Raw genomic sequence first — 25,664 nt, forward strand, 5'->3', positions numbered from 1 at the left:
TCTCGACGGGTGCGGGGCGTCCTGTCAGTCGTCGTCGGCGTCGTCGCGGGCGAGGAAGCTGGAGAGCCGCTCGACGGCCGTCTCGAACTGCGGGTTCAGGTCGACGAACGCCCGCAGCCGGTCGGCGAGCCACTCGACGCTGACCTGCTCGTCGCCGCGCCGGTCGACGAGCTCCTCGATGCCGCGGTCGGTGAAGTACACGTCGTCAGGTTAGTGCCCCGGTGACAGCGGCGGCCGGGCGCGGGGTCTCCCGCGCCCGGCCGCCGGGCGTGTCAGCAGACGATCAGGACGTCGCGAACGCCTTGTCGATCAGCTCGGCCTGCTCGACCTCGTGCACCTTCGACGAGCCGGCGGCCGGGGCCGCCATCCGCCGCCGGGACACCCGGGTGAACTTCCCCTGCAGCTGCGGGAGCTTCTGGGGCAGTTCCAGGCCGTAGTACGGCCACGAGCCCTGGTTGGCGGGCTCCTCCTGGACCCAGCGGATGTCGTCGGCCTCCGGGTAGCGCTCGAGGGCCTCGGTGATCTCCTCGATCGGCATCGGGTACAGGCGCTCGACGCGGACGATGGCGGTGTCGTCCACCGAGGTGTCGCCGTTCTTGCGGCGCTTGTCCCGTGCCGCGGCGAGCTCCCAGTAGATCTTGCCGGAGCAGAACAGCACCCGCTTCACGTCCGTGACCGGGCTGCTCTTCTCGCGGTGCTCCGGGTCGTCGATGACCGGGCGGAACCGGCCGTCGGTGAAGTCGGACAGCTGGTTGACGACCTGCTTGGCGCGCAGCATCCACTTCGGCGTGAACACCACCAGCGGCCGGCGCACCCCGTCGAGGGTGTGCTGGCGCAGCAGGTGGAAGTAGTTCGCCGGCTCGGACGGCAGCGCGACCGTCATCGATCCCTCGGCGCACAGCTGCAGGAACCGCTCGATGCGACCGGAGCTGTGGTCGGGACCCTGGCCCTCGAGGCCGTGCGGCAGCAGCAGCGCGACGTCGGAGAGCTGGCCCCACTTCGCCTCACCGGACGAGATGAACTCGTCGATGATCGGCTGGGCGCCGTTGACGAAGTCGCCGAACTGGCCCTCCCACACGACGAGCGCCCCGGGGTGGGCGACCGAGTAGCCGTACTCGAAGCCGACCGCCGCGAACTCCGACAGCGCCGAGTCGTAGGCCAGGAACCGGCCCTGCCCCTCGGCCAGGTTGCGCAGCGGGAAGTACTCCGCGCCGGTCGTGCGGTCGAGCAGCACCGAGTGCCGCTGCACGAAGGTGCCGCGGCGCGTGTCCTGGCCGGAGAGCCGGATCAGGCGGCCGTCCATGGCCAGCGAACCCAGGGCGAGCAGCTCGGCGAAGGCCCAGTCGATGTCGCCCTCGCGCGACATCTTGTAACGCTTCTTCAGCACCGGCTCGACGCGCTTGTGCACCCCGAAGCCCTCGGGGAGCGCCTCGTGCACGTCACCGACCCGGTGCACGACCTCCAGCGGGATCGAGGTGTCGAGATTGCTCGGGACCTTCTGCACGTCCTCGATCGACGGCGAGATCACCGGCGGGGTCTTCTCGAGCTCGCGCACCTCGTTGAAGACGTGCTCGAGCTGGTTCGAGAAGTCCTTGAGCGCCTGCTCGGCCTCGCCCATCGTGATGTCGCCCCGGCCGATCAGCGACTCGGTGTAGATCTTCCGGACGCTGCGCTTGGCATCGATGATGTCGTACATCGACGGCTGGGTCATCGACGGGTCGTCGCCCTCGTTGTGGCCCCGGCGCCGGTAGCAGATCATGTCGATCACGACGTCGTTGTTCCACCGCTCGCGGTACTCGACCGCCAGCTTGGCCACCCAGACGCAGGCCTCCGGGTCGTCGCCGTTCACGTGGAAGACCGGCGCGCCGATCATCTTCGCGACGTCGGTGCAGTACTGCGAGGAGCGCGAGTGCTCCGGCGCGGTGGTGAACCCGACCTGGTTGTTGACCACGACGTGCACGGTGCCGCCGGTACGGTAACCGCGCAGCAGTGCCAGGTTCAGCGTCTCGGCCACCACACCCTGGCCGGCGAACGCGGCGTCACCGTGCATCAGGACCGGCAGGACGGTGAAGGCGCCGTCGCCCTTGTCGAGGATGTCCTGCTTGGCACGGACGATGCCCTCGAGCACCGGGTCCACGGCCTCCAGGTGCGACGGGTTCGCGGTCAGCGACACCGCGGTCTCGCCGTCGCCGAACATCCGGAAGTACTTGCCCTCGGCGCCGAGGTGGTACTTCACGTCGCCGGAGCCGTGCGCCTGGCCCGGGTCGAGGTTGCCCTCGAACTCGCGGAAGATCTGGCTGATCGGCTTGCCGACGATGTTGGCCAGCACGTTCAGCCGGCCGCGGTGCGGCATGCCGATGACGACCTCGTCGAGCTCGCGCTCGGCGGCCTTGTCCAGGACTGCGTCAAGCAGCGGGATGACGGTCTCCCCGCCCTCCAGCGAGAACCGCTTCTGCCCGACGTACTTGGTCTGCAGGAACGTCTCGAACGCCTCGGCGGCGTTCAGCCGGGACAGGATGTACTTCTGCTCGCTCTGGTCCGGCTTGACGTGCGGGACCTCCATGCGCTCCTCGAGCCACTTGCGCTGCTCGGGGTCCGCGATGTGCATGTACTCGGTGCCGATGGTCCGGCAGTAGGACGCGCGCAGCAGGCCGAGCACGTCGCGCAGCTTCATGTGGCTCTGGCCGCCGAAGCCGCCGACGGCGAAATCGCGGTCGAGGTCCCACAGGGTCAGGCCGTGCGAGAGGACGTCGAGGTCCGGGTGGCGCCGCTGGCGGTAGTTCAGCGGGTCGGTGTCGGCCATCAGGTGCCCGCGGGTCCGGTAGGACTCGATGAGCTCGAGCACCCGGGCGGTCTTGTCGACCTCGCCCTCGGGGAAGTCCTGCACCCAGCGGATCGGCTCGTACGGCACCCGCAGCGACGCGAAGACGTCGTCGTAGAAGCCGTCCTCACCGAGCAGCAGGTGGTGCACCCGGCGCAGGAAGTCGCCGGACTCGGCGCCCTGGATGATCCGGTGGTCGTAGGTGGACGTCAGCGTGATGATCTTGCTGATGCCGAGCTCGGCCAGCCGCTCCTCGGACGCGCCCTGGAACGCGGCCGGGTACTCCATCGCGCCGACGCCGATGATCGCGCCCTGGCCGACGGTCAGCCGCGGCACCGAGTGGTTGGTGCCCAGCGTTCCCGGGTTGGTCAGGCTGATCGTGGTGCCGGAGAAGTCCTCGGCGGTCAGCTTGCCGCCGCGGGCCTTGCGGACGATGCCCTCGTAGGCGGCCCAGAACTGGGAGAACGACATGTTCTCGCAGCCCTTGATCGACACGACGATGAGCGTCCGGCCGCCGTCCTTGCCCGGCATGTCCATCGCCAGGCCGAGGTTGACGTGCTGGGGCGTGACGACCTGCGACTTCCCGTCGGAGTCCGCGAAGTGGCGGTTCATGTTCGGGAAGTCGGCCAGCGCCTTGACCAGCGCGTAGCCGATCAGGTGGGTGAACGAGAGCTTCCCGCCGCGGGTCCGCTTGAGGTGGTTGTTTATGACGATCCGGTTGTCGGCCAGCAGCTTGGCCGGGACCGCACGGACACTGGTCGCCGTCGGCAGCTCGAGCGACGCGGTCATGTTCTTGGCGATGGCGTTGGCGGCGCCACGCAGCGGGGTGGTGGTCGAGCCATCCCCGTCCTGCGACGGCTTGGCGGCCTTCGAGGCGCTGCCGGCGGCAGGCTTCGCGCTCCCGTTCGACGAGGGCGCGCTCGCGGTGCGCAGCTTCTCCTCGGCGGGTGGCGGCTCGGCCCTCGGCTTCACCGGCGGCGGCACGTCCTGCGCCGAACCGGACGACCTGCCCGACGCGGTGCCGCCGTTCTCGACCGCCTTCTGGGACGGCGAGGACGAGACGTCGGAGCCCTCGTCGTCCTCGGTGGCGGACCCGCTGGTGACCCCGCCGGAGCTCTTCGTGGGCACGGAGCCCTTCTCGGGGGTCTCGGCGGTGGCGGCGGCCCCGGTGTCGGCCGGGGTATCGGCCGGTGTCGGGCGCTGCTCACCGTCCTTGCCGTAGTCGGCGAAGAACTCGTGCCAGGCCGGGTCCACGGCCGACGGGTCCTCCTGGAAGCGCTGGTACATCTCCTCGACGAGCCACTCGTTAGGACCGAAGCCGCTCGCCTGGTGGGAGGTACTGCTCGATGACACTCTGCGTCAACCGCCTTGTTAGCTGCTCGATTTGTCGCGACCGGCTACCAGGTTAGTCCCCTCGGCGCGAGTGGTGTCAGTGCGCCGGGTCCCACTTCGTGACGGTTTCGTGATCATTTGATACGGAGCGGCGCGCGACACGATTCAGAAGCCGGGCGGTGACCCCAGTACGTCGACCACGGAGGTCTGGACGGTGGTCTCGGCGATGACGGTGCCGACCGGCGGGCCGACCCGGGCCGGGCGGCGGACGGTGTCGCGCTCGCCGGCGTACTGGCCGTCGACCGGGGAGATCAGCAGCTCGCTGCGGACCGGCCCGTCGTCGTGGACCAGGGTCGGGTGGAGCTCACCGTCGAGGTTCGTGGTCTCGCCGAACTCGACCGCCGGCAGCTCGCGGAGCGCGGTGTAGAGCACCGCACGGACGTCGGCCGGGACCCGGCAGGTCCGCAGCGCGTCCACCGCGCTCTGGAACGGGCCGGTGTAGCCGCGGCCGGGCGGGCTCTCCTCGACCAGGCGCGCCAGCATCGCGTCCGGCTCGGTCGGCAGCGTGGCCAGGAACGCCTCGGTCGGGTTCGACCAGGAGCCGGGCTTCGCGGCCGGCAGGTGGCCGTGCAGCTCGGCGTAGAAGTCACCGTGCGGGGCCCGGAACCGCCCGGTCGGCCACTGGTCGGCGATCAGGAAGCCGTCGTCGACGGCGCGTGCCCCGTCACCGCAGAGCCAGCGCAGCTGACCGGTCAGCTCCCGGTCGAGCAGCCAGTCCGCGGCGGGGTCGGCCGGGGTCCACTGCTGCAGCAGGTGCTCGGAGAAGTGCACGCAGAGCTCGTCACCGGCGAACCAGGTGCCCATCCACCAGGCGTGGGTGGCCGTGTGCCGGTACTGCCCCGGGGAGACCGGCTCGTCGGAGGTCCGGATGGCCAGCTCCAGCAAGTCCTGCTCCTCCTCGTCGTTGCCGGGCGGATTGCCCCGGACGCGGTGACCGTGGACGACATCACACATTCTGTACATCGCGGATACGACCCGTGACGCGGCCCCCCGTCACTGCGCCGAACGGCCCAGTGGGAGGAGGCGCCGCCGGGACGGTCACGCGGCGGCGCGCGGACCGTCCGTGTGGAAGCCGCGGTACCCCTCCCGTGCGACGTCCGTGCAGGTGGTGACGTACCGGGCGAAGCCACCGGCGTAGGGCATGAACACGCTCGGCTTGCCCGGCACGTTCGCGCCGAGGTACCACGACGTCGCCGCCCGCGGCAGCAGCGTGGCGTCCGCCGCCTCGCGGTTGTGCTCGCCCCACGCGCGCTCCGCCTCGGGGTCGGCCTCGATCCGGTCGGCCCCGGTGTCGCGCAGGTGTTCCAGGCAGCCGGCGATCCAGTCCACGTGCTGCTCGATCGAGCTCGGCATGTTCGTCAGCACCGAGGGGCTGAACGGGCCGGTGATCGTGAAGAGGTTCGGGAAGCCGGAGACCGCCAGGCCCAGGTAGGTCCGTGGCCCCGCCCGCCACGCCTCGCCCAGTGTCGTACCGTCCGGACCGGCCGGGTCGAGCCGCAGCAACGGGCCGGTCAGCGCGTCGAACCCGGTGGCGAAGACCAGGTCGTCGAGCTCGTGCACGACGCCCGACCGCAGCCGCAGCCCCTCCGCGACGACGGCCTCGATCGGGTCGGACCGGACGTCGACCAGCGTGACGTCGTCCCGGTTGTAGGTCTCGAAGTAGTGCGTGTCGATCGGCGGGCGCTTGGTGGCGAACCCGTGGTCGCGGGGGAGGAGCTTCTCGGCGGTCGCCGGGTCCCGGACGATCTCCCGGATCCGTTCCCGGATGAACTCCGACGCGGTCTCGTTCGCGGCCTCGTCGGCGAGCAGGTCGCGGTAGGTCGCCCGGAACCGCAGGCCGCCGCGCTCCCACGCCGCGCGGTACGCGTCGGTGCGCTCCTGCTCCCCGGCCTCCAGCGCGGACTGCTGGTTGATGACGAACGGGTGCCCGTTCGTCGAGGCCGCCTGGACCTCGCGGATGTGGCGGTAGTCGGCCTTGTAGGCGCGTGACTGCGCCTCGGTCAGCGGGCCGTTGCGGGCCGGGATCGAGTAGTTCGCGGTGCGCTGGAAGACGGTCAGGTGCGCCGTGTCCTCGGCGAGCGCCGGAACGGCCTGGATGCCGGTCGATCCGGTGCCCACGACACCGACCCGCCGGCCGGTGACGTCCACACCCGCGTGCGGCCACCGGCCGGTGTGGAACCAGCGGCCCGCGAACGTCTCCAGCCCGGGAAGGTCCGGGACGTTCGCGGCGGACAGGCAGCCGACGGCGGTGATCAGGAACCGGCAGTGCAGCGTTACGCCGGTGCCGGTGCCGGTCTCGACCGTCCAGCCGCGGCCGTCGGCGTCGGCCCGGGCCCCGGTCACCTCGGTCGAGAAGCGGATGTCGCGGCGCAGGTCGAACCGGTCCGCGACGTGGTCGAGGTAGGCCTTGATCTCCGGCTGGCGCGGGTAGCGCTCGGTCCAGGTCCACTCCTGCTCGAGCTCGCGGTCGAACGAGTAGCAGTAGTAGTAGCTCTCCGAGTCGCACCGGGCGCCCGGGTAGCGGTTCCAGTACCACGTCCCGCCGACGCCCGCGGCCTGTTCCAGCACGACCGCGGACATCCCGAGCCCGCGCAGGCGGTGCAGCATGTAGAGCCCGGCGAACCCGGCCCCGATCACGACGGCGTCGAACTCCCGGTCCCCGACCTCGATGTCGACCATGAGATCCAGAGCACCACGCCCGCGCGGGCCACGGCAAGCACCCGTCAGGAGATCCAGCTCTTCAACTTCTCGAACGTGCCGTTCACGTCGGAGGTCATCGGGTTCACGTGAAGGTGGGTGATCCCGTTCTCGCGCAACGCCGCGATCCGCTCCCGGACGTGCCCCTCCGGGCCGATCAGGGACACCTTGTCGATGAAGTCCTCCGGGAGGGCGGCCATGGCCTCCTCCTTCTTCCCGTCCAGGTAGAGGTCCTGGACGACCTTCGCGGCGTCGGCGTAGCCCTGCTTGGCGAAGACGGTGTTGTAGAAGTTCTTCCCCCGCGCGCCCATGCCGCCGATGTAGAGCGCGTACATGCCGCGGGCGGCCTGGCGGGCCGGCTCGAACATCTCCTCCTCGAGCGCGCAGATCCCGCCGCCGGTGATCTGCAGCGGTCCGAGCTCCGGGGCGCGCTTGGCGAGACCGGCGTCCAGGGCGGGCCCGAAGACCTCCCGGATCTTCTCCGGCAGCACGACGTGCGGGAGCCAGCCGTTCGCCAGCTCCGCGGTCATCTCGAGGTTCTTCTCGCCGAGTGCGGCCACCCAGACCGGGATGTCCGCCCGCTTCGGGTGATTGATGATCTTCAGGGGCTTGCCGAGGCCGGTGCCGCCGGGGAGCGGGATCGGGTACAGACCGTCGTTGGTCAGCTTCTCCTCGCGCTTCCACACCGTGCGGCAGATCTCGATGATCTCGCGGGTGCGGGCGACCGGCTTGTCGTAGGGCACCCCATGGAAGCCCTCGATGACCTGCGGCCCGGAGGCGCCGAGGCCGAGGCTGAACCGTCCGCCGGACAGCGCGTCCAGGCCGGCCGCCGTCATGGCGGTCAGCGTCGGGGTGCGGGAGTAGATCGGCAGGATCGCCGAGCCGATCTCGAGGCGCTCGGTCCGGGCCGCGAGGTAGCCGAGCAGGGAGACGGCGTCGAAGCTGTACGCCTCGGCGGCCCAGACGACGTCCAGGCCGGCCCGCTCCATGTCGGTCACCGCGTCCGCGTTGCGGATGGGGTCGTCGCCGTAGGGAAGGATCGTCGAGAGCTTCACACTCCGGGTGAGTAGTCCTAAGTTACTCGCGAGTCAAGTCGGCGCGGCGGCTGAACCCGAATCGGGATAGGGGGGGTAGCGCCACTGCCGGTGCGGGGCCCCGGCGGGTCTCATGGAGGCATGACGCTCGAGGCCGCACCCCCCCGCAGCGGACCCGCCCCCATCATCGACGGACAGCGCCCGCCCGGCGGCATGTTCCTGGTGGGCGTGTTCGTGCTCCTCCCGACCCTGGCGCTCGCCGCCGCTGTCCCGCTCGCCTGGGGCTGGGGGCTCGGCTGGGTCGACGTGGCGCTGTTCGCGGTCTTCTACATGATCAGCGGCCTGGGCGTGACGGTCGGCTTCCACCGCTACTTCACCCACGGTTCGTTCAAGGCGAAGCGTCCGCTGCGGATCGCGCTGGCGATCGCCGGCAGCATGTCGCTGCAGGGCGGCGTCCTCGACTGGGTCGGCGACCACCGCCGCCACCACGCCTTCTCCGACAAGGAGGGCGACCCGCACTCGCCGTGGCTCTACGGCAACGGCCCCACGGCGCTGGTCAAGGGCTTCTGGCACTCGCACATGGGGTGGCTGTTCGACCGCGACCTGACCAACATGGCGCGCTTCGCGCCGGACCTGGTCGCCGACAAGGACATGGACCGGGTGCAGAAGGCGTTCCCGCTGATCGTCGTGGTCAGCCTGGTGGGCCCGGCGCTGATCGGCGGCCTCGTCACGATGTCCTGGTGGGGCGCGTTCACCGCGTTCTTCTGGGCCGGCCTGGTCCGCGTCGCGGTGCTGCACCACATCACCTGGTCGATCAACTCGATCTGCCACATCTGGGGCGAGCGTCCCTTCGCCTCCCGGGACAAGTCCGCGAACGTCTGGTGGCTGGCGGTGCTCTCCTTCGGTGAGTCCTGGCACAACCTGCACCACGCCGACCCGACCTGCGCCCGGCACGGTGTGAAGAAGGGCCAGGTCGACCTCTCGGCCGTCGTCATCCGCGGCTTCGAGAAGGCAGGCTGGGCGACCAACGTCCGCTGGCCCACCACCCGCCGGCTGGAGAAGCTGGCCTCCAAGAAGCAGGCCGCTGCCGCAGCCTGATCCTCGCGTCGTACGAACAGGCCCCCGCACCGATCCGGTGCGGGGGCCTCGTCGTGTCTCGGGTGTCGCGACTAACGGCGGGGCTTCCCGCGGCGGGCCGGACGACGGCGGGCGGTCTTCGCCGACGGGGCGGGTGTCGCCGGCCTCCGGTCCTGCGTCCGCGGAGGGGTCCGGGTGCTGTTGACCGTGCGCCCGCGGACGATCCCGATGAACTGCTCCATCAGGTCGGTGGTCCCGGTCTCCGGCCAGGTGAGGACGACGCCCGACCCGGGGGCGTCGGCCAGCGGCCGGTAGGTGAGGTCCCTGCGGTGGTGGAGCCGGGCCAGCGACTGCGGGACGACCAGCAGGCCGACGCCCGCGGCGACGAGCTCGACCGCCTCGGCCGTCGTGGCGGGGACGACCGTCGCCGCCGTCCCCGGCCCGTCCCCGGTCCAGGTGACGGTCCCGTCGGCCGGATGGAGGACGAGCTCGTCGGCCAGGTCGTCGACCGTGATCTCGTCGGCCGCGGTGACGACGTGGTCCTTCGGGACGACGACCACGGTGGTCTCGGTGTAGAGCGGGATCGCGTGCAGACCGGTCCGGTCGATCGGCAGCCGGACCACACCGGCGTCCACCGCGCCCGACCGGACCGCGTCCTCCGCCTCGGCGGCGGTCACCGTGACCAGCTCCAGCGGGACGCCGGGGAGGCGCTCGGCCCAGATCCGGGCCCATTTGCCGGGCGTGACGCCCGGGACGTAGCCGAGCCGGAAGGATGCGGCGGCGTCGTCGGGTCCGGTCACCGGCTCAGGTTATCCGCCGGTGGCCGATGGGTCGGTCGCCCCTCGATACCCTGCGGATATGACGTCGCAGAAGCACTCCCAGACGATGAAACCCGCGACGGCGGCGAAGAAGCTCGGTGTGTACCTCGAGGCCACCCCCGCCGAGTTCCAGGACGGGGTGGTCTCGCGCGACGAGCTCAACGCCCTGCAGGCCGATCCGCCCGTGTGGCTGCGCGAGCTCCGCCGTGACGGGCCGCACCCGCGCCCGGTCGTCGCGGACAAGCTGGGGGTCTCGATCTCCGGGCTGGCCCGCGCCGGGATCACCGAGCCGCTGACCACCGACCAGATCGTGGCGTTGAAGGAGGAGCAGCCGGGGTGGCTGCGCCGCGAGCGGAGCACGCGGGCCGAAGCCCAGCGCGAGGCCGCCCGGCTGAAGGGCGAGAAATCCGGGACCTGATCCGGCGCGGTCCGCCCTCCTCCGGTGCCGGGATCGGGACCGGCCCGGAACTCCGGGGCCGGGTCGCCTTGCGCAGTGCGACCTCGGGGCCGGTCAGGAGATGTGGGCCGGAGGTCAGCACGGCCCACAGCGTCAGGACGACCACCCTCGAACGGAGGGAGTCGTGGTGGTGACGGGTGCGGTGCGGTGAGACGCCACGGGGCGACTCCCGCTCACGGTCGTCGAGCATGATCCACCTCCTCCGCGTGCCATCGGCGCCACGCGGAATATTTATATCGTAACACGATATAAGTGGAGCGGCCGTGTGCCGCGATCGCGGGCGTCCGGCCGTGCCGGTACCGGCATTCGGCAGCATCTGGCGCGGCCGTTTGTATCGCGTTACGATATAAACTGCCCGGCTCGCAACGACCGTCCGGAGCCGGGCGACCGCCTGGTCCCGGAACGAGCGCCGGAGGGCGCCATGATCGTCGCCGTCGTTGCAGTGATCGCAGTCATGATCCTCGTGCTGGCCGGGTCCAGCGTCCGGATCGTCACGCAGTACGAGCGGGGTGTCGTGTTCCGCTTCGGGCGCGTGCTGCCCGCGACCCGTGGTCCCGGGCTGGCGATGCTCGTCCCGGTCGCCGACCGGCTGCACAAGGTCAGCATGCAGATCATCACCCAGCCGATCCCGGCCCAGGACGGCATCACCCGCGACAACGTCACCGTCCGGGTCGACGCCGTCCTCTACTACCGCGTCGTCGATCCGGTCCGGGTGGCGGTGGACGTGCAGGACTACCGCGCGGCAATCCTGCAGGTGGCCCAGGCCTCCCTGCGTTCGATCATCGGCAAGAGCGACCTGGACGACCTGCTCTCCAATCGCGAGCGGCTGAACCAGGGCCTGGAACTGATGATCGACAGTCCGGCCGTCGGCTGGGGTGTGCAGATCGACCGTGTCGAGATCAAGGACGTGGCGCTGCCGGAGACGATGAAGCGGTCGATGTCGCGCCAGGCCGAGGCGGAACGGGAACGGCGTTCCCGGGTGATCACCGCCGAGGGCGAGCTGCAGGCGTCGGAGAAGCTGGCCGAGGCCGCCGAGGTCATGGCAGGCCACCCGGCCGCGCTGCAGCTGCGGTTGCTGCAGACGGTCGTCGAGGTGGCCGCGGAGCGGAACTCCACCCTGGTACTGCCGTTCCCGGTCGAGCTCCTGCGCTTCCTGGAACGCTCCACCCCCGCCTCGCCTGCCGATCCGGCGGTCAAGGAGGAGGGTGGCGCCGTTGCCGATCCGGCGTCACCCGTCGAGCCGGAGCCGGAGTCGCCCGCCGTCCCGGCCGGGACGAACGGGCATGATCCATCGGAGATCATCGCGTCCGTGGCCACGGCGGTCCGGACCGAGCCGCCGCGATGAGTCGGGCGGGGCGGGGCGCCGTCGTCGTGGCGGTCGACGGAGCCGGCACGGCGCGGGACGCGGTCGAGTGGGCGAGCTCGGAAGCCGCAGCACGCGGGTGCCCGCTCCGGATCGTGCACGCGCACCGGCCGCCCTGGCCGGCCGGCCTCGGCCCGACGGTGCCGTCGCCCGAGAGCATCCGCATGCTGCGGACCGAGATCGACGGGATCCTGGCCGCGGAGGTGGCCCGGGCACGCGCGGTCGCGTCCGATCTGGAGGTGTCCGCGACGCAGGTGCAGGGCCCGCCGGTGCGCGCGCTGCTCGCCGCGGCGGCGGGAGCGGGGCTGCTCGTCGTCGGGAGCCGGACCCGGCCCGGGCTGCGGGGGCTCCTGACCAGGTCGATGTCCATCGGGCTCATCGCCCACGCGCCGTGCCCGGTCGTCGTCGTCCGGCCGGCCCCGGCCGGGGGCGATCGAGATCTGTCACCGCCGCGTGTCGTGGTCGGGGTCGACGACACCGCATCGGGGCGCGAGGCCGTGGGCTTCGCGTTCCGGGCTGCCCGGCAACGTGGCGTCCCGCTGGTGGCCGTGCGCGCCTGGGCGCCGGACCGTCCGGCCGACCTCGAAGGGGCCAGCGGGTCGCCGGTGCTGGCCGAGGCGTTCGCCCGCCGGACCCTCGAGCGGGTGCTCGACCACCTGCACGGCGACTTCCCCGACGTGCCCGTCCACGCCCTGGTGGCTCAGGGAGAACCCGCACAGGCACTGGCCACCCGGACCGAGGGTGCCGCGATGGCGGTGGTCGGCTCCCGGGGCCTCGGGCACCTGCGGGGGACGCTGCTCGGCTCGGTGAGCCAGGCCGTGCTGCAGCACACCCGCTGCCCCCTCGCCGTCGTCGGGAACGGGTGGGCCGGGCGGGCGAGCACCGATCATGTTCGCGGTGCGGACGGGTTCGGGCCCGCGGAGGAACGGCGGGATCGACGTCGCCCGGCCTGAGCGGTCGTCGACCGCGCAATGAGGACCGGACCTGTCCGGGTCGGGCCGTACTGTCGTCCACATGACGACGTACGTGCTGGTCCCCGGGTTCTGGCTGGGTGCGTGGGCGTGGGACGCGGTGGCCGCGGACCTGCGCTCCCGTGGACACGCGGTGACGGCGGTCGAGCTCGGCCATGCGCCCGGCGACACCGCCGAGTCCCATGTGGACGACGTGCTGGCCGCGATCGGGCCGGCCGGTGAGCCCGTGATGCTCGTCGGGCACAGCGGTGGTGGACCGATCTGCGCCGCGGCCGCCGAGCGCGCCCGGGAACGGGTCGCCCGCCTCGTGTTCGTCGACACCGGCCCGCTGCCCGACGGTGTGGCCCAGATCGACTTCACCCCGCCCGAGGTGCAGGAACGCACCCGGGCGGAGATCGAGGCGCACGAATCCGGGCAGCCGATGCCGACCCGCGCCGAGTTCGACGCGCTCGGCACGAGTACGGCCGGCCTCACCGACGACGTCTTCGCCGACGTGTACGCCCGGTCGCTGGTCGAGCCCGCGGGCGCGGTCCTGACCGGGGTCCGCCGCGGCACGCCCGACCCGACGTTGCCGAAGACCGTGGTGGCCTGCAGCTTCACCCCGGAGCAGGTGCGCCCGCTGATCGACGCCGGGGCCCCCGGGTTCGCCGAGATGGGCGGCCCGGAGTGGTCGTTCGTGGAACTGCCGACCGGGCACTGGCCGATGTTCTCGGAGCCGCGGCGACTCGCGGAGGTGCTCCGGCGGTCAGTGCGTCCGACGAGGTGATGGGGAGCTCGTCGGCCCCCAGGAGGGAGAGGTGCGCGTCGTAGCCGTGGACGACGGCCTGCGCACCGTCGAGCTTCCGAGGCGGAGCTTCGTCGCGATCTCCCACGCGCTCGCCGCCGATACGGCGAGTGCCGTTCCCGGGTCGCGGATCCGGTCCGGATCGAGCAGCGCCCACAGCAACGCGTGGGTGTCGAGGGCCGGCGTCGGCGTCATTCCCAGCGAGCCAGCTCGGTCTTGGCTTCCTGGACGTCCACCTGGACGGTCACGAGTTCGGACTAGCTCGGCCAGGCCTGCTCGGTCAGGCCCTGACCTGCGAAGACGACGACGCCCGGGCCGGTGAACCGGCCCGGGCGTCGTGCGCTCGTCAGAGGGTGATCAGACCAGGTCGTACCGGTCGGCCACCATGACCTTGTCCCACGCGGCGACGAAGTCGCGCACGAACTTCTCGCCCGCGTCGGCGCTGGCGTAGACCTCGGCGACCGCGCGCAGCTCGGAGTTGGAGCCGAACACCAGGTCCGCCCGGGTGCCGGTCCACTTCTTCTCGCCGGTGGCGCTGTCGACGCCCTCGAACGCGTTGGCGTCGCCGGCGACCGACGTCCACCGGGTGCCCATCGAGAGCAGGTTGGTGAAGAAGTCGTTGGTCAGCGTGCCCGGCTGGTCGGTGAGCACGCCGGCGGTGTTGCCACCGGTGTTCGCGCCCAGCACCCGCAGGCCGCCGACCAGCACCGTCATCTCCGGCGCCGTGAGGCCGAGCAGGTTCGACCGGTCGATGAGCAGGTACTCCGCCGGCATGCGGCTGTCCTTGCCCAGGACGTTGCGGAAACCGTCGGTCGTCGGCTCCAGGTGGGAGAACGACTCGACGTCGGTCTGCTCCTGGGTGGCGTCGGTACGGCCCGGGGCGAACGGCACGGTGATGTCGTGACCGGCGTCCTTCGCGGCCTTCTCGACGCCCGCGGCGCCGGCGAGCACCACCAGGTCGGCGAAGGAGATCTTCTTGCCGCCACCGAGCGAGCCGTTGATCTCGGACTGGAGCGCCTCCAGCTTCGAGACGACCGTGCCCAGCGAGTCGGGGTCGTTGACGCCCCAGCTGCGCTGCGGCTCCAGGCGGATGCGGCCGCCGTTGGCGCCGCCCCGCTTGTCGCTGATGCGGAACGACGAGGCCGCGGCCCACGCCGTCGACACCAGCTCGGAGACCGACAGGCCGGACCCGAGCACCTTCGCCTTGATCGAGGCGACGTCGTCGGCGGAGACCAGCTCGTGGTCCACGGCCGGGACCGGGTCCTGCCAGATGAGCTCCTCCTGCGGCACCAGCGGGCCGAGGTAGCGCTGGATCGGGCCCATGTCGCGGTGGGTCAGCTTGTACCAGGCGCGGGCGAAGGCGTCCTGGAACTCCTGCGGGTTGTCCAGGAAGCGCCGCGCGATCGGCTCGTAGATCGGGTCGTACCGCAGCGCCAGGTCGGTGGTGAGCATGGTCGGCTTACGCGCCGGCTGCCCCTCCTCCGGGTCCGGGATGATCGCCTCGGAGTCCTTGGCGACGTACTGCCAGGCGCCGGCCGGGGACTTCTCGAGCTCCCACTCGTAGCCGAACAGGATCTCGAAGAAGTCGTGGCTCCACCGGTTCGGCGTGCGCGTCCAGGTGACCTCGAGCCCGGAGGTGATGGTGTCGCGGCCCTTGCCGGAACCGAAGTTCTGCTTCCAGCCGAGGCCCTGCTCGGTGATGTCGGCGGCCTCCGGCTCGGGGCCGACGTTGCCGTTCTCGTCCGGGTTCGCCGCACCGTGGGTCTTGCCGAGCGTGTGGCCACCGGCGATCAGCGCGAGGGTCTCCTCGTCGTTCATCGCCATCCGGGCGAAGGTCTCGCGGATGTCGCGGGCCGCGGCGATCGGGTCGGCGCTGGCGTCCGGGCCCTCCGGGTTGACGTAGATCAGACCCATGTGCGAGGCGCCGAGCGGCTTCTCGAGCTCGCGGTTCGAGATGTCGGTGTCGCCGCCGTAGCGCGCGGAGTTGCCCAGCCACTCCGTCTCGGCACCCCAGTAGACGTCCTCGTCCGGCTCCCAGACGTCGGCGCGCCCGCCGGCGAAGCCGAAGGTCGTGAAGCCCGAGACCTCCAGCGCGCGGTTGCCCGTGAAGACCATCAGGTCGGCCCAGGAGACCTTGCGGCCCCACTTCTGCTTGACCGGCCACAGCAGACGGCGGGCCTTGTCCAGGTTGCCGTTGTCCGGCCAGCTGTTCAGCGGGGCGAAGCGCTGCATGCCCGCGCCCGCGCCGCCGCGGCCGTCGAAGGTCCGGTAGGTGCCCGCGCCGTGCCAGGCCATCCGGACGAAGAGCCCGGCGTAGCTGCCGTGGTCGGCGGGCCACCAGTCCTGCGAGGTGGTGATGACCGCGTCGACGTCGCGCGCCAGCTCGTCGAGGTCGACGGTGGCGAACTCCTTCGCGTAGTCGAAGTCCTGACCCATCGGGTCGGCGGCCGCCGTGTGCTTACGCAGGATCTTGAGGTTGAGCTGGTTCGGCCACCAGTCCGTGTTGCCGCCACCCTCGGTGGGGTGCGCGCGCCGGCCGTGGGGCACCGGGCAGCCGCCGTCCTCCTCCCTGTTCAGTTCGCTCTCGACGGTGACGTGCTCGTCAGACACGGGGTCTCCTTGCAGGATCAGTGATGGTGGAGGTGGAGCAGTCGGGGCACCGCCCCCAGTAGACGACCTCGGCCTCGTCGATCACGAAGCCGCTGCCGTGGGAAGCGGTGAGGCAGGGCGCGGCGCCGATGGCGCAGTCGACGTCCGCGATGGCCCCGCAGGACCGGCAGACGACGTGATGGTGGTTGTCCCCGACCCGCGCCTCGTACCGTGCGACGGAACCCGTCGGCTGGATGCGCCGCACCAGACCCGCGTGGGTGAGGGCCCGCAGCACGTCGTAGACGGCCTGGTGGGAGACCTCCCCGAGATCCGCCCGCACCGCACGGATGATCGAGTCCGTGTCCGAGTGCGGGTGATCGTGCACGGAGCGCAGCACTGCCAGCCGGGGGCGCGTCACGCGCAGGACTGCTCCGCGCAACATGCCCTCGTAGTCCGCAGCGATCGACACGGGCGCAAGCCTGGCGCCTTTTCTGGAACGAGTCAAGTTTCGGCGCGTCTCACTTTTAGACGGTGCTCCGCTCGCGCCCCTTCCAGTACGGCGCTCGCAGATCCTTCTTGAGGATCTTGCCGGTCGGGTTGCGCGGCAATTCATCCAGGACGTCGACGGACTTGGGGCACTTGAACGCCGCGAGGTGCAGGCGGGCGTGGGCGAGCAGGGCCTCCGGATCGACGGTGGCGCCCGCGGCCGCGACGACGCAGGCCTTCGGGACCTCGCCCCAGCGTTCGTCGGGTACGCCGATGACGGCCACGTCGCCCACCGACGGGTGCTCGGCCAGCACACGTTCGATCTCGGCGGGGTACACGTTCTCCCCGCCCGAGACGATCATGTCCTTGATCCGGTCGGTGACGTAGATGTAGCCGTCGGCGTCGATGTGCCCGCCGTCCCCGGAGCGCAGCCAGCCGTCCTCGGTGACCGCCGCCGCCGTCGCCTCCGGCTTCTGCCAGTACCCGCTCATCAGCTGGTCGGTCTGCACCCAGATCTCGCCGGGCTCGTCGACCCCGAGCCGCTCGCCGGTGGCGGGATCGCGGATCTCGATGACGACGCCGGTGATCGGCTTCCCGGCCGAGACCAGCCGGTGCGCGACGGCCGGGTCCGCGTGGTCCTCCGGGCCGAGCGAGGTGACCACGCCGCACGCCTCGGTCATCCCGTACACCTGGTGCAGGCGCGGGCCGAACAGCTCCAGCGACGCTCGCAGCACCGGCAGCGGCATCGGCGAGGCCCCGTAGGAGATCGCCCGCAGCGACGAGTAGTCCTTCTCCCGCGCACCGGGGACCTGGGTCATCGCGCCCATCAGGGCAGGCACCCAGAACGTGTGCGTGATGCCCTCGGTGGCGACCATGTCCAGCAGCGCCGCCGGGTCGGGCATGCGGGCCATCACGATCCGTGCGCCCTGGCCGAGCGCGAGGAACGCGTAGCTGGTGCCTCCGACGTGGAACAGCGGCATCGCCACCTGGACGACGTCGGTCGGGCTCAGCTCGAAGTCCGTGGCGACGTGCGCGGCGTGCGCCAGCATCGCGCCGTGGGTGAGCATCGCGCCCTTCGGGAAGCCGGTGGTGCCCGAGGTGTAGAGCTGGACGAAGCAGTCGTCCCGTTCGGCGGGGAAGGGGTCCCCGTCCGGTTCGTGCGCGGACAGGAACGCCTCGTACTCGTCCTGCTCGCCGCCGACCGGCAGGATCCGGCGCACCGTGTCCAGCTTCTCCCGCAGCTGCGCGGCCGCCCCGGCGAACTCCGGGCCGACCAGCAACAGCCGCGCCCGGGCGTCGTTGATCACGTAGAGGATCTCCGGTGGCGCCAGCCGGAAGTTGACCACCGCGTTCGCCGCGCCGATCCACGCGCAGGCCAGCGACAGTTCCACACAGGACGGGTGGTTGAGGTCCAGCACCGCGACCCGGTCACCGGGGCCGATGCCCTCCGCCCGCAGCGCCGCCGCCAGCCTGCGCACCCGCTCGTCCAGTTCGGACCAGGTCCGGCGGACGTCGCCGAAGCGCATCGCCTCGTCGTCGGGGCGTTCGGCGGCGTGCTTGCGCAGCAGGGAGGAGACGGTGCTGTTCGGGTCGATCACGGGGGCGCTCCAGGGGACTCGGCGCTGAGCGTGTGTGATGCAGGCCATCCTGTCCGTTTCGCGGTGTCCGCGCCAGAGGCGTTCGCGTGCCTGTGGACAACTGCTCCGGCCGCATCTGCCGCGGCCCCGGCGACCCTGGCTCCGGGGGCGCACCGGCGCTGGGTGAGGATGACCCGGCACGCGGTACCCGGGCCGCCGCCCCGGGGCCGAGGCAGAGCGGCCGCCCGTGGTGCGGGTCCCGCTCGAAGCACGGCGGGAGGCCTGGAGTGCAGCAGACGCCACCGCCCGGCCCCGGGCGGATCACCGTCGAGGGCCTGGGCAAGAAGTTCGGCCCGGTGGAGGCGGTACAGGACCTGTCGTTCACCGTCGAACCGGGATCGGTGACCGGGTTCCTCGGCCCGAACGGGTCGGGCAAGACGACGACCCTGCGGATGATCCTCGGGCTGGTGGTCCCGACGACCGGGCGGGCGTTGATCGACGGCGTGCCGTTCGCGGAGCTGGAGTCACCCGGCACGGTGGTCGGCGCCGTCCTCGAGGTGCAGGGGGTGCATCCGAGGCGCACCGCCCGCGCGCACCTGCGGGCGGCCGCCGCGGCCATCGGCGTCCCGGACTCCCGGGTCGACGAGGTACTCGCACTCGTCGGGCTCGGCGCGGTCGCCGACCGGCGGGCCCGCGGGTTCTCGCTCGGGATGAACCAGCGGCTCGCACTGGCCGCCGCGCTGCTGGGCGATCCACGGATCCTGGTCCTCGACGAGCCCGGAAACGGGCTCGACCCGGACGGCATCGCCTGGCTGCGCTCGTTCGTGAACGCCTTCGCGGCGTCCGGCCGCAGCGTGCTCGTGTCCTCGCACCAGCTCGCCGAGATGGAGCTGACCGCCCGGCGCCTGGTCGTGATCGACCGTGGACGGTGCCGGTTCGACGGCGCGGTGTCCGAGCTGCGAGCCGGGCACAGCGGCCGGGTGCTGGTCCGGCCTGCCGACCCGGCGCGGCTGGCCGAGGTGCTGGTCGCCGACGGGATCACCGAGGTCGACCGGATCGAGGACGGCTGGCTGGCCGTCGCCGGGGCCGACGCGGTCCGGGTCGGCGACCTGGCGCTCACGGCAGGCGTCGCCGTGTACGGGATGAGTGAGGAGCGGGTCGGCCTGGAGCAGATGTTCCTGCGGCTGCTCGCAGGGGAGGAGGCGGCATGAGGCTCGGTGCACCGCACCGCTGGGCCGCGGTCCTGACCGCGGAGGTCCGGCGCACGCTCTCGGTGCGGCTCTGGTGGCTGCTGCTGATCCCGGCGGTACTGCTGGCGCTGGCGATGAGCCTGTTCGGCAGCCTGATCACGCTGCTCGTTCCGGCCGCGACCGAGACCTCGGCGATCCTGATGCTCACCGGGCTCGCCTCGGCCCTGAGCACGACCGCGATCGTCGGGGCCGCCTACGGCGCGCTGCTCGCCGCCGGGGAGTACCGGCACCGGACGATCACGTCGGCCTTCCTGACCGGGACCCGGAGCCAGGTGCTGGGCGCCAAGCTGGTGGTCGCCGCCGTCGTCGCCGGGGCCTACGGCCTGGTGGTCGCGCTGCTGGGGCCGCTGCTGGGCGGCACGGTGCTCGGCGGCCAGCAACTGCCGAGCTGGGGACAGCTCGCCGGGCTGGGGGCGATCGGGGTCCTGGTCTGTGCGCTGTGGGGCGCGCTCGGCGTCGCCGTCGGGACCCTGGTGCCGAACCAGGCCGGAGCGGTCACGCTGACCGTGGGCTACCTGCTGGTCGGGGAGAACCTGATCGCCGGGGCGCTGCGGGCGGGTGACTCGTCGTTCGGTGACCCCTCGGTGTTCGCCCGGCTCACCTCGTTCCTGCCCGGCAACGCCGGCGATCTCGCCCTCTACGAGGCGCCGGTCAGTGCGGCCGGTGCGGGTGCGGACGTCCGGACGGTCCTGGAGTTCCTCGCCGGGGTGAGTGCGCCCCCACCGGGCTGGGTCGCGCTGCTGGTCCTGGCCGGGTGGACGGTGGCCGGAGTGGCACTCGCCGTGGTCGTCGGTGGCCGGCGCGACATCACCTGAGTCCGTTCCTGTCGGTGGGCGGGCATAGCCTGATCGTGTGCCCCACCCCCGACCCGGCTCCCGTCCCCGACCTCCTGTTCCGTCCCCTCCCGGCTGGATCCGCCGCCTCGCCCACGCCTGTATGCAGCACCGCCGGGTCACCCTCGGTGCGCTGCTGGCGTCGATGGCCGGGGTCGGGCTGGAGGCGGTCGGGCCGCTGCTGATCCGGTCCGGGGTGAACGGTGCCGTCGGTGGCGACCCGGGCGTCCTGACACCGGTGGTGCTCGGACTGCTGGCGCTCGGTGCGGTGAAGTTCGCCGGTGCGTTCGTGCGCCGCTACCTCGGTGGCCTGATGGCGCTGAACGTCCAGCACGACCTGCGGCGGGCGGTGTTCGGCGCGGTGCAGCGGATGGACGGGGTGCGCCAGGACCGGTTGCGCACCGGCCAGGTCGCCTCCCGGGCGATCTCCGACCTGCAGCTCGTCCAGGGGTTCCTGTCGATGGTGCCGCTGTCGGCGGGCACGGTCGTGCTCGTCGTCGTCGCGGTGGTGGCGATGCTGTGGCTCTCCCCGCTGCTCACCGTGGTCGCGCTGATCACGCTGCCGCTGGCGTTCCTGGCCACGAACCGGATCCGCCGCACCCTGTTCCCCGCGACCTGGTCGGCCCAGCAGCGGGCGGCCGAGATCGCCCAGCAGGTCGAGGAGACCGTCACCGGCGTCCGGGTGGTGAAGGGCTTCGGCCAGGAGGCCCGGGAGACCGGGGTACTGGAGCGCCGCGCACACCGGCTCTACGGCGAGCGCCTGCGTGCGGCCGGGCTGACCGCCCGGCTGAACCCGGCCCTGCTCGCGCTGCCCGGCCTCGGTCAGGTCGCGGTGATCGGTGTCGGCGGGTACATGGCCGTGCAGGGGTCGATCGACCTCGGCACCTTCCTGGCGTTCACCGTCTACGTCGGCATGCTCGTCGGGCCGGCCCGGCTGATCGGCGCGCTGGTCGTCACCGGTCAGCTCACCCGGGCCGCCGCGGAGCGGGTGTTCGAGATCACCGACGCCGAGCCGGAGGTCGTCGACCCGCAGCACCCGGGCGAGCTCCCCGACGGTCCGCCGGCCGTCGAGCTGGACGACGTCCGGTTCGGCTACGAACCGGCCGGTTCCGGCCCGGACGGCAACGCCGCGCCCGACCCGGTGCTGGACGGGCTGTCGCTGCGGGTGGAAGCCGGCGAGACGCTCGCGCTGGTCGGTCCGCCCGGTTCGGGCAAGTCGACGGTCGCGCTGCTGCTGCCCCGCTTCTACGACCCGCAGTCGGGCGCGCTCCGGATCGGTGGCACCGACCTGCGCGAGCTGCGGCTGCGTGACCTGCGCGCCGAGCTGGGGGTGGTGTTCGAGGAGGCGTTCCTGTTCTCCGACACCATCCGGAACAACATCGCCTACGGCCGGCCGGACGCCACCGACGACGAGATCCACGCCGCCGCCGAGGCCGCGCAGGTCGCCACGTTCGTGGAGGTCCTGCCCGAGGGGTACGACACCGCGGTCGGCGAGCGCGGCCTGACCCTGTCCGGCGGGCAGCGGCAACGGATCGCGCTGGCCCGCGCCATGCTCACCCGGCCCCGGGTGCTGGTGCTCGACGACGCGACCTCCGCGGTCGACACCGCCACCGAGGCGGCGATCCACGAGACGCTGCACGAGCTGACCGCCGAGCGGACCACGCTGCTGATCGCGCACCGCCGGTCGACGCTGGCGCTGGCCGACCGGATCGCGGTGCTCGACCGCGGCCGGGTGGTCGACCTGGGCACCGAGGACGAGCTGCGCGGCCGGTGTGCGCTCTTCCGGGAACTGCTGGCGACCGGTCCGGCGGACGAGCTCGGCGGCCCGGCCGCGGGCGCCGGCTCCGCCCCGGCCGCTCCCACCGAGGCGGTCTCGCCCGGAGTGGCGGCGGCGCGGGCCTCCGGCCCCACGCCGGAGCTGTGGCCGGAGGTCGAGCGCGCCGACGAACCGGACCGCGCCCTCGGCGTCGAGTCCGGCGGCGGCGCCGCGGGCTGGGCCGGCGGGGTCAGCGCGACGCCGGAGCTGCTGGACTCGGTCGCGCGGCTGGCCCCGGCGACCGAGTCGCCGCGGCTGCGTGGCGAGGGCGACCCGACCGCGCCGGACCCGGAGTTCCGGCTGGCGTCGCTGCTGCGCCCGGTGCGCCCGCTGCTGGTGCTCGGCATGGCACTGATGACCGCGGACGCGCTCGCCACGCTCGCGCTGCCGAGCATCGCCCGGGCCGCGGTCGACTCCGGCATCACCGAGGGCTCGACCCGGGTGCTGCTCGTCGCGGCACTCGTCGGGTTGCTGATCGTCCTGGCCGACGCGGTCGTCGTGGGATTCCAGACGCTGGTCACGGCGCGAGCCGGGGAGAGCCTGCTCTACCTGCTGCGCCTGCGCAGCTACGCGCACCTGCAACGCCTCGGGCTCGACTACTACGAGCGCGAGCTCTCCGGGCGGATCATGACCCGGATGACCACCGACGTGGATGCGCTGTCCACGTTCCTGCAGACCGGGCTGGCGCAGGCGATGGTCAGTGTGCTGACCATCGGTGGTGTCGCGGTCGCGCTGGTGGCGACCGACGTCGAGCTCGCGGTGTACGCGCTGGGCTGGCTGCTGCCACTGCTCGCGATCGGCACGGTCGTGTTCCGCCGCTTCTCCTCGCGGGCCTACGCCGAGGCGCGCGAGCGGGTCGGCGTGGTCAACGCCGACCTGCAGGAGAACGTGACCGGCGTCCGCATCGCGCAGGCCTACGTCCGCGAGGAGATCAGCTACGACCGGTTCGGCGAGCGTTCGGACGCCTATCGCCGCTCCCGGATGCGCGCGCAGCGCTACATCGCCCTGTACTTCCCGTTCGTCGCGTTCCTGTCGGACGCCGCGACGGCCGTGGTGCTCGGCGTCGGCGGGACCATGCTCCTCTCCGGCGAGATCACCGCAGGCGTGCTGACCGCGTTCCTGCTGTACCTGACGATGTTCTTCGGGCCCGTCCAGCAGCTGTCCCAGGTCTTCGACGGCTACCAGCAGGCCCGGGTCGGTCTGGACCGGATCGCCGAGCTGCTGCGCACACCGACCTCGGTGCCCGATCGTTCCGAGCACCCGGTCCCGGTCCCGGAGCGGCTGCGCGGGGCCGTGGAACTGGACCACGTCACGTTCCGGTACGCCGGTACCGGCACCCCGGCGCTGGACGACGTGTCGCTGCGCGTCGCGCCCGGCGAGACCATCGCGCTCGTCGGGGCGACCGGGGCCGGCAAGTCCACGCTGATCAAGCTGCTGGCCCGGTTCTACGACACCGGCGAGGGACAGGTGCGGGTGGACGACGTCGACGTCCGTCGCTATCCGCTCGCCGCGTACCGCTCCCGGCTCGGCGTGGTGCCGCAGGAGGCGCACCTGTTCACCGGGGACGTGGCGACCAACATCGCCTACGGCCGGCCCGACGCGCCGCCCGAGCTGATCGAGGCGGCGGCCCGCGCGGTCGGCGCGTTCGACCTGGTGAAGTCCCTGCCCGCCGGGTTCCGCACCCCGGTCGGTGAGCGCGGTCAGGGACTGTCGGCGGGGCAGCGGCAGCTGATCGCGCTGGCCCGGGCCGAGCTGGTCGACCCGGACGTCCTGATCTTCGATGAGGCGACGGCGGCGCTGGACCCGGCGACCGAGGAGACCGTGCTGGCGGCGGGGGAGCGGGTTGTCTCCCGGCGCACGGCCTTCGTCGTCGCCCACCGGCTGCAGACCGCTCGCCGCTCGGACCGCATCGTCGTGCTCGCGGGCGGGCGGATCGTCGAGGAGGGCCCGCACGACGAGCTGGTCCGCGCCGGTGGCCGTTACGCCGCGCTCTGGCGGGCCGGTGAGCTCGAACCCGAGCCGGACAGCCCGCTGGCCGCCCGGTCGTGAGGGCGGTCCCGAGCCGCCCCGCGGTCAGGCCAGCAGGCGCTCCGCCCGGGCGGTGACCGCGGCGCGGCGTGGGTCGTCGCGGTCGAGCAGCTCCAGCAGACGCTCGTGCGCCTCGAGGTCGTCGACGCCCAGCGGATGCCCGGTGAACCGGTGCAGCAGTTCGGGGTCCTCGGCGGCGCGCACGGCGTGCCGCAGCCCGACGGCCAGCTCGTCGCGCAGCTCCCGGACCGCCGGGGCGTCCGAGCGGGGCAGCAGTTCGCCGTGACAGGCGTCGAGTGCGTCCGCGGCCCGGCCCTGCCGCAGCGCGACCCGCATCCGGAGGAAGTCGGCGTCCGGCTCGGCGGCGAGCCGGTACGGGCGGGTCAGGAGCAGGTCGGCGCCCAGCGACGAGCGCAACCGGTGGATCTCGCCGCGGACCGTCGTCGGGTTGCCGTCCTCGCCGTAGAGCAGGAGCGTGAGCTGCTCGCCGGAGAGCCCGTCGGGGTGCAGCGCCAGCGCCGTGAGGATCTCGGCAGGCCGCAGCGTCGCGGCGGCCTCGGTCCCGTCGAGGGTGATCCGCGGACCGGCGCCGCCGGTGAACCGCAGCGCCAGCGACGGCGGCGGACGCTCGGTGAGAGCCCTTGCACGCCGCCGCGACGGCGGGACCAGCAGGTATCCCTCGGACAGCGCCTCGACGGCCATCTCCCGGCCGTCGCCGAGCTGCACCCGGTCGGCGCCCTGCTCGAGCCGGATCCGCTCCGGGAACCGGCCGTAGGGTTCGCTCGCGATCACCCGGCCGGTCGCGGACAGCAGCGCGCCCTCCGCGCCGCGCAGCGCGGAGAGGTGCGGCATGTTCCGGACCCGCAGCCGTTCGTCGGCGATCGCCAGGCGTACCCGCAGCTGGTTCTCGGCGAGCTGCGCGGTCGTGGTCACCAGCTGGACCAGCGCGGGGTGCACGGTGTGCAGGGGCCCGGAGATGTCGATGGCGCCGATCGTGTCGCCGGTGTCGGGGTCGTGCACGGGCGCGGCGACGCAGGTCCAGTCGTGATAGGTGCGGACCAGGTGCTCGGCCGAGTGGATGCGGACCGGCTCGTCGAGCGCGAGGGCGGTTCCCATGGCGTTGGTGCCGATCGCGTCCTCGGTCCAGCGGGTGCCCTCGGCCAGGCCGACGTCGTCGGCGGAGGTCAGCAGCCCGTGCGCCCCGTCCCGCCAGAGCACGTGGCCGTCGGCGTCGGTCACCAGCATCACGTGCATCGCCTCGTCGGCGATGCTGACCAGGGTGTTGCGCAGCAGCGGCATCACCGAGTGCAGCGGGTGGCACTCCCGGACGTCGCGCAGCTCGTCCGCGCGGTAGACCAGCGGGGGCAGCCGGCTCTCCGGGTCGACGCGGGCGGCGAGGCTCCGCTGCCACGAGTCGGAGACCACCGGGCGCGGGCCGGGGGTGGCCCCGCCGGTGCCGAGATCGTCGTCGTAGATGCGGCGCAGGCGGTTCGCGTCCGCGACGAGTTCGTCGACCGACGCGTCGCCGTCCGGACCGAGCATGCCGCCTCCCGTTCCCGCCGCGGGCACCGGCCGGGCGCCCTCGTCACTCACGGTCCCGCTCCGCAGCGGGTCCGGGTCGCCGTCCCCATGACCCGGATCCGCGAGCATACCTGCGGATCGGGGCGCACG

General features: G+C 72.4%; 18 protein-coding genes. 8 read left to right on the forward strand and 10 right to left on the reverse strand.

Annotated elements, in window-relative coordinates:
• Window positions 1–24: 24 nt before the first annotated feature.
• The 5 genes from JOF36_RS08770 to JOF36_RS08790 all read right to left on the reverse strand — a co-directional run bounded on the left by JOF36_RS08770 (window position 25) and on the right by JOF36_RS08790 (window position 7,965).
• On the reverse strand, window positions 25–201 hold the full coding sequence (locus tag JOF36_RS08770; protein ID WP_010225846.1) for a DUF6104 family protein: 177 nt from the start codon (window positions 199–201) through the stop codon (window positions 25–27).
• A gap of 82 nt (window positions 202–283) precedes the next feature.
• Entirely contained in the window at window positions 284–4,108 is a 3,825-nt protein-coding gene (locus JOF36_RS08775; RefSeq protein ID WP_245350729.1) for a multifunctional oxoglutarate decarboxylase/oxoglutarate dehydrogenase thiamine pyrophosphate-binding subunit/dihydrolipoyllysine-residue succinyltransferase subunit, read from the reverse strand.
• A 210-nt stretch (window positions 4,109–4,318) separates the two neighbouring features.
• The gene (locus tag JOF36_RS08780; protein ID WP_210026064.1) at window positions 4,319–5,167 is read right to left on the reverse strand and encodes a hypothetical protein; all 849 of its coding nucleotides are present in this window, start codon (window positions 5,165–5,167) and stop codon (window positions 4,319–4,321) included.
• An 84-nt stretch (window positions 5,168–5,251) separates the two neighbouring features.
• Window positions 5,252–6,892 (reverse strand): flavin-containing monooxygenase, encoded by a 1,641-nt coding sequence (locus JOF36_RS08785; RefSeq protein WP_210026065.1) that lies wholly within the window; start codon window positions 6,890–6,892, stop codon window positions 5,252–5,254.
• Window positions 6,893–6,936: 44 nt separating this feature from the next.
• A complete protein-coding gene (locus JOF36_RS08790; RefSeq protein ID WP_210026067.1) occupies window positions 6,937–7,965 on the reverse strand; it encodes an LLM class F420-dependent oxidoreductase in 1,029 nt (342 codons plus the stop codon).
• 120 nt (window positions 7,966–8,085) lie between these two features.
• Here JOF36_RS08790 and JOF36_RS08795 point away from each other — a divergent pair, with 120 nt between their 5' ends.
• Window positions 8,086–9,042, forward strand: a complete 957-nt coding sequence (locus JOF36_RS08795; RefSeq protein WP_210026070.1) for an acyl-CoA desaturase — start codon at window positions 8,086–8,088, stop codon at window positions 9,040–9,042.
• 71 nt (window positions 9,043–9,113) lie between these two features.
• Here the strand turns inward: JOF36_RS08795 and JOF36_RS08800 are convergent, their stop codons facing one another.
• Window positions 9,114–9,821, reverse strand: a complete 708-nt coding sequence (locus tag JOF36_RS08800) for a LysR substrate-binding domain-containing protein (protein ID WP_210026072.1) — start codon at window positions 9,819–9,821, stop codon at window positions 9,114–9,116.
• A gap of 58 nt (window positions 9,822–9,879) precedes the next feature.
• Between JOF36_RS08800 and JOF36_RS08805 the strand changes: the two genes are divergently transcribed.
• The 4 genes from JOF36_RS08805 (at window position 9,880) to JOF36_RS08820 (ending at window position 13,396) form a co-directional block, all read left to right on the forward strand.
• A complete protein-coding gene (locus JOF36_RS08805) occupies window positions 9,880–10,257 on the forward strand; it encodes a DUF5997 family protein (protein ID WP_210026074.1) in 378 nt (125 codons plus the stop codon).
• 460 nt (window positions 10,258–10,717) lie between these two features.
• Window positions 10,718–11,641, forward strand: coding sequence for a slipin family protein (locus JOF36_RS08810; RefSeq protein WP_210035291.1), 924 nt, complete (start codon window positions 10,718–10,720; stop codon window positions 11,639–11,641).
• Window positions 11,638–12,612 carry a universal stress protein gene (locus tag JOF36_RS08815; RefSeq protein WP_210026077.1) on the forward strand — a complete coding sequence of 325 codons (975 nt, stop codon included), beginning with the start codon at window positions 11,638–11,640 and terminating at the stop codon, window positions 12,610–12,612. The genes JOF36_RS08810 and JOF36_RS08815 overlap by 4 nt, the downstream gene beginning before the upstream one ends.
• A gap of 61 nt (window positions 12,613–12,673) precedes the next feature.
• Entirely contained in the window at window positions 12,674–13,396 is a 723-nt protein-coding gene (locus JOF36_RS08820; protein WP_210026079.1) for an alpha/beta fold hydrolase, read from the forward strand.
• A gap of 375 nt (window positions 13,397–13,771) precedes the next feature.
• Here JOF36_RS08820 and katG read toward each other — a convergent pair whose 3' ends face one another.
• The 3 genes from katG to JOF36_RS08835 all read right to left on the reverse strand — a co-directional run bounded on the left by katG (window position 13,772) and on the right by JOF36_RS08835 (window position 18,087).
• Window positions 13,772–16,024, reverse strand: coding sequence for a catalase/peroxidase HPI (katG, locus tag JOF36_RS08825; protein ID WP_210026081.1), 2,253 nt, complete (start codon window positions 16,022–16,024; stop codon window positions 13,772–13,774).
• Window positions 16,017–16,445, reverse strand: coding sequence for a Fur family transcriptional regulator (locus JOF36_RS08830; protein ID WP_245351620.1), 429 nt, complete (start codon window positions 16,443–16,445; stop codon window positions 16,017–16,019). Before JOF36_RS08830 ends, katG begins: the two co-directional genes overlap by 8 nt.
• A gap of 82 nt (window positions 16,446–16,527) precedes the next feature.
• Window positions 16,528–18,087, reverse strand: coding sequence for a long-chain-fatty-acid--CoA ligase (locus tag JOF36_RS08835; protein ID WP_307862281.1), 1,560 nt, complete (start codon window positions 18,085–18,087; stop codon window positions 16,528–16,530).
• A gap of 266 nt (window positions 18,088–18,353) precedes the next feature.
• Here JOF36_RS08835 and JOF36_RS08840 point away from each other — a divergent pair, with 266 nt between their 5' ends.
• From JOF36_RS08840 to JOF36_RS08850, 3 genes are all read left to right on the forward strand, one after another.
• Window positions 18,354–19,277: an ATP-binding cassette domain-containing protein gene (locus JOF36_RS08840; RefSeq protein WP_210026088.1), complete on the forward strand. Its 924-nt coding sequence runs from the start codon at window positions 18,354–18,356 to the stop codon at window positions 19,275–19,277.
• A complete protein-coding gene (locus JOF36_RS08845) occupies window positions 19,274–20,131 on the forward strand; it encodes a hypothetical protein (RefSeq protein WP_210026090.1) in 858 nt (285 codons plus the stop codon). Before JOF36_RS08840 ends, JOF36_RS08845 begins: the two co-directional genes overlap by 4 nt.
• Before the next feature lie 121 nt (window positions 20,132–20,252).
• A complete protein-coding gene (locus JOF36_RS08850) occupies window positions 20,253–24,014 on the forward strand; it encodes an ABC transporter ATP-binding protein (protein ID WP_210026092.1) in 3,762 nt (1,253 codons plus the stop codon).
• A 24-nt stretch (window positions 24,015–24,038) separates the two neighbouring features.
• Here the strand turns inward: JOF36_RS08850 and JOF36_RS08855 are convergent, their stop codons facing one another.
• Window positions 24,039–25,535, reverse strand: coding sequence for a GAF domain-containing protein (locus tag JOF36_RS08855; RefSeq protein WP_210035292.1), 1,497 nt, complete (start codon window positions 25,533–25,535; stop codon window positions 24,039–24,041).
• Window positions 25,536–25,664: the final 129 nt, after the last annotated feature.

Source organism: Pseudonocardia parietis (assembly GCF_017876315.1).
Classification (GTDB): domain Bacteria; phylum Actinomycetota; class Actinomycetes; order Mycobacteriales; family Pseudonocardiaceae; genus Pseudonocardia; species Pseudonocardia parietis.

What these genes read in the sequence shown, in the direction of transcription:
- JOF36_RS08775 (WP_245350729.1), bottom strand. Translation starts at nt 4,108, where the DNA reads ATGTACCAGCGCTTCCAGGAGGACCCGTCGGCCGTGGACCCGGCCTGG.
- JOF36_RS08780 (WP_210026064.1), bottom strand. Translation starts at nt 5,167, where the DNA reads ATGTGTGATGTCGTCCACGGTCACCGCGTCCGGGGCAATCCGCCCGGC.
- JOF36_RS08785 (WP_210026065.1), bottom strand. Translation starts at nt 6,892, where the DNA reads ATGGTCGACATCGAGGTCGGGGACCGGGAGTTCGACGCCGTCGTGATC.
- JOF36_RS08795 (WP_210026070.1), top strand. Translation starts at nt 8,086, where the DNA reads ATGACGCTCGAGGCCGCACCCCCCCGCAGCGGACCCGCCCCCATCATC.
- JOF36_RS08805 (WP_210026074.1), top strand. Translation starts at nt 9,880, where the DNA reads ATGACGTCGCAGAAGCACTCCCAGACGATGAAACCCGCGACGGCGGCG.
- JOF36_RS08810 (WP_210035291.1), top strand. Translation starts at nt 10,718, where the DNA reads ATGATCGTCGCCGTCGTTGCAGTGATCGCAGTCATGATCCTCGTGCTG.
- JOF36_RS08815 (WP_210026077.1), top strand. Translation starts at nt 11,638, where the DNA reads ATGAGTCGGGCGGGGCGGGGCGCCGTCGTCGTGGCGGTCGACGGAGCC.
- JOF36_RS08820 (WP_210026079.1), top strand. Translation starts at nt 12,674, where the DNA reads ATGACGACGTACGTGCTGGTCCCCGGGTTCTGGCTGGGTGCGTGGGCG.
- JOF36_RS08830 (WP_245351620.1), bottom strand. Translation starts at nt 16,445, where the DNA reads ATGTTGCGCGGAGCAGTCCTGCGCGTGACGCGCCCCCGGCTGGCAGTG.
- JOF36_RS08845 (WP_210026090.1), top strand. Translation starts at nt 19,274, where the DNA reads ATGAGGCTCGGTGCACCGCACCGCTGGGCCGCGGTCCTGACCGCGGAG.
- JOF36_RS08850 (WP_210026092.1), top strand. Translation starts at nt 20,253, where the DNA reads ATGCAGCACCGCCGGGTCACCCTCGGTGCGCTGCTGGCGTCGATGGCC.
- JOF36_RS08855 (WP_210035292.1), bottom strand. Translation starts at nt 25,535, where the DNA reads ATGCTCGGTCCGGACGGCGACGCGTCGGTCGACGAACTCGTCGCGGAC.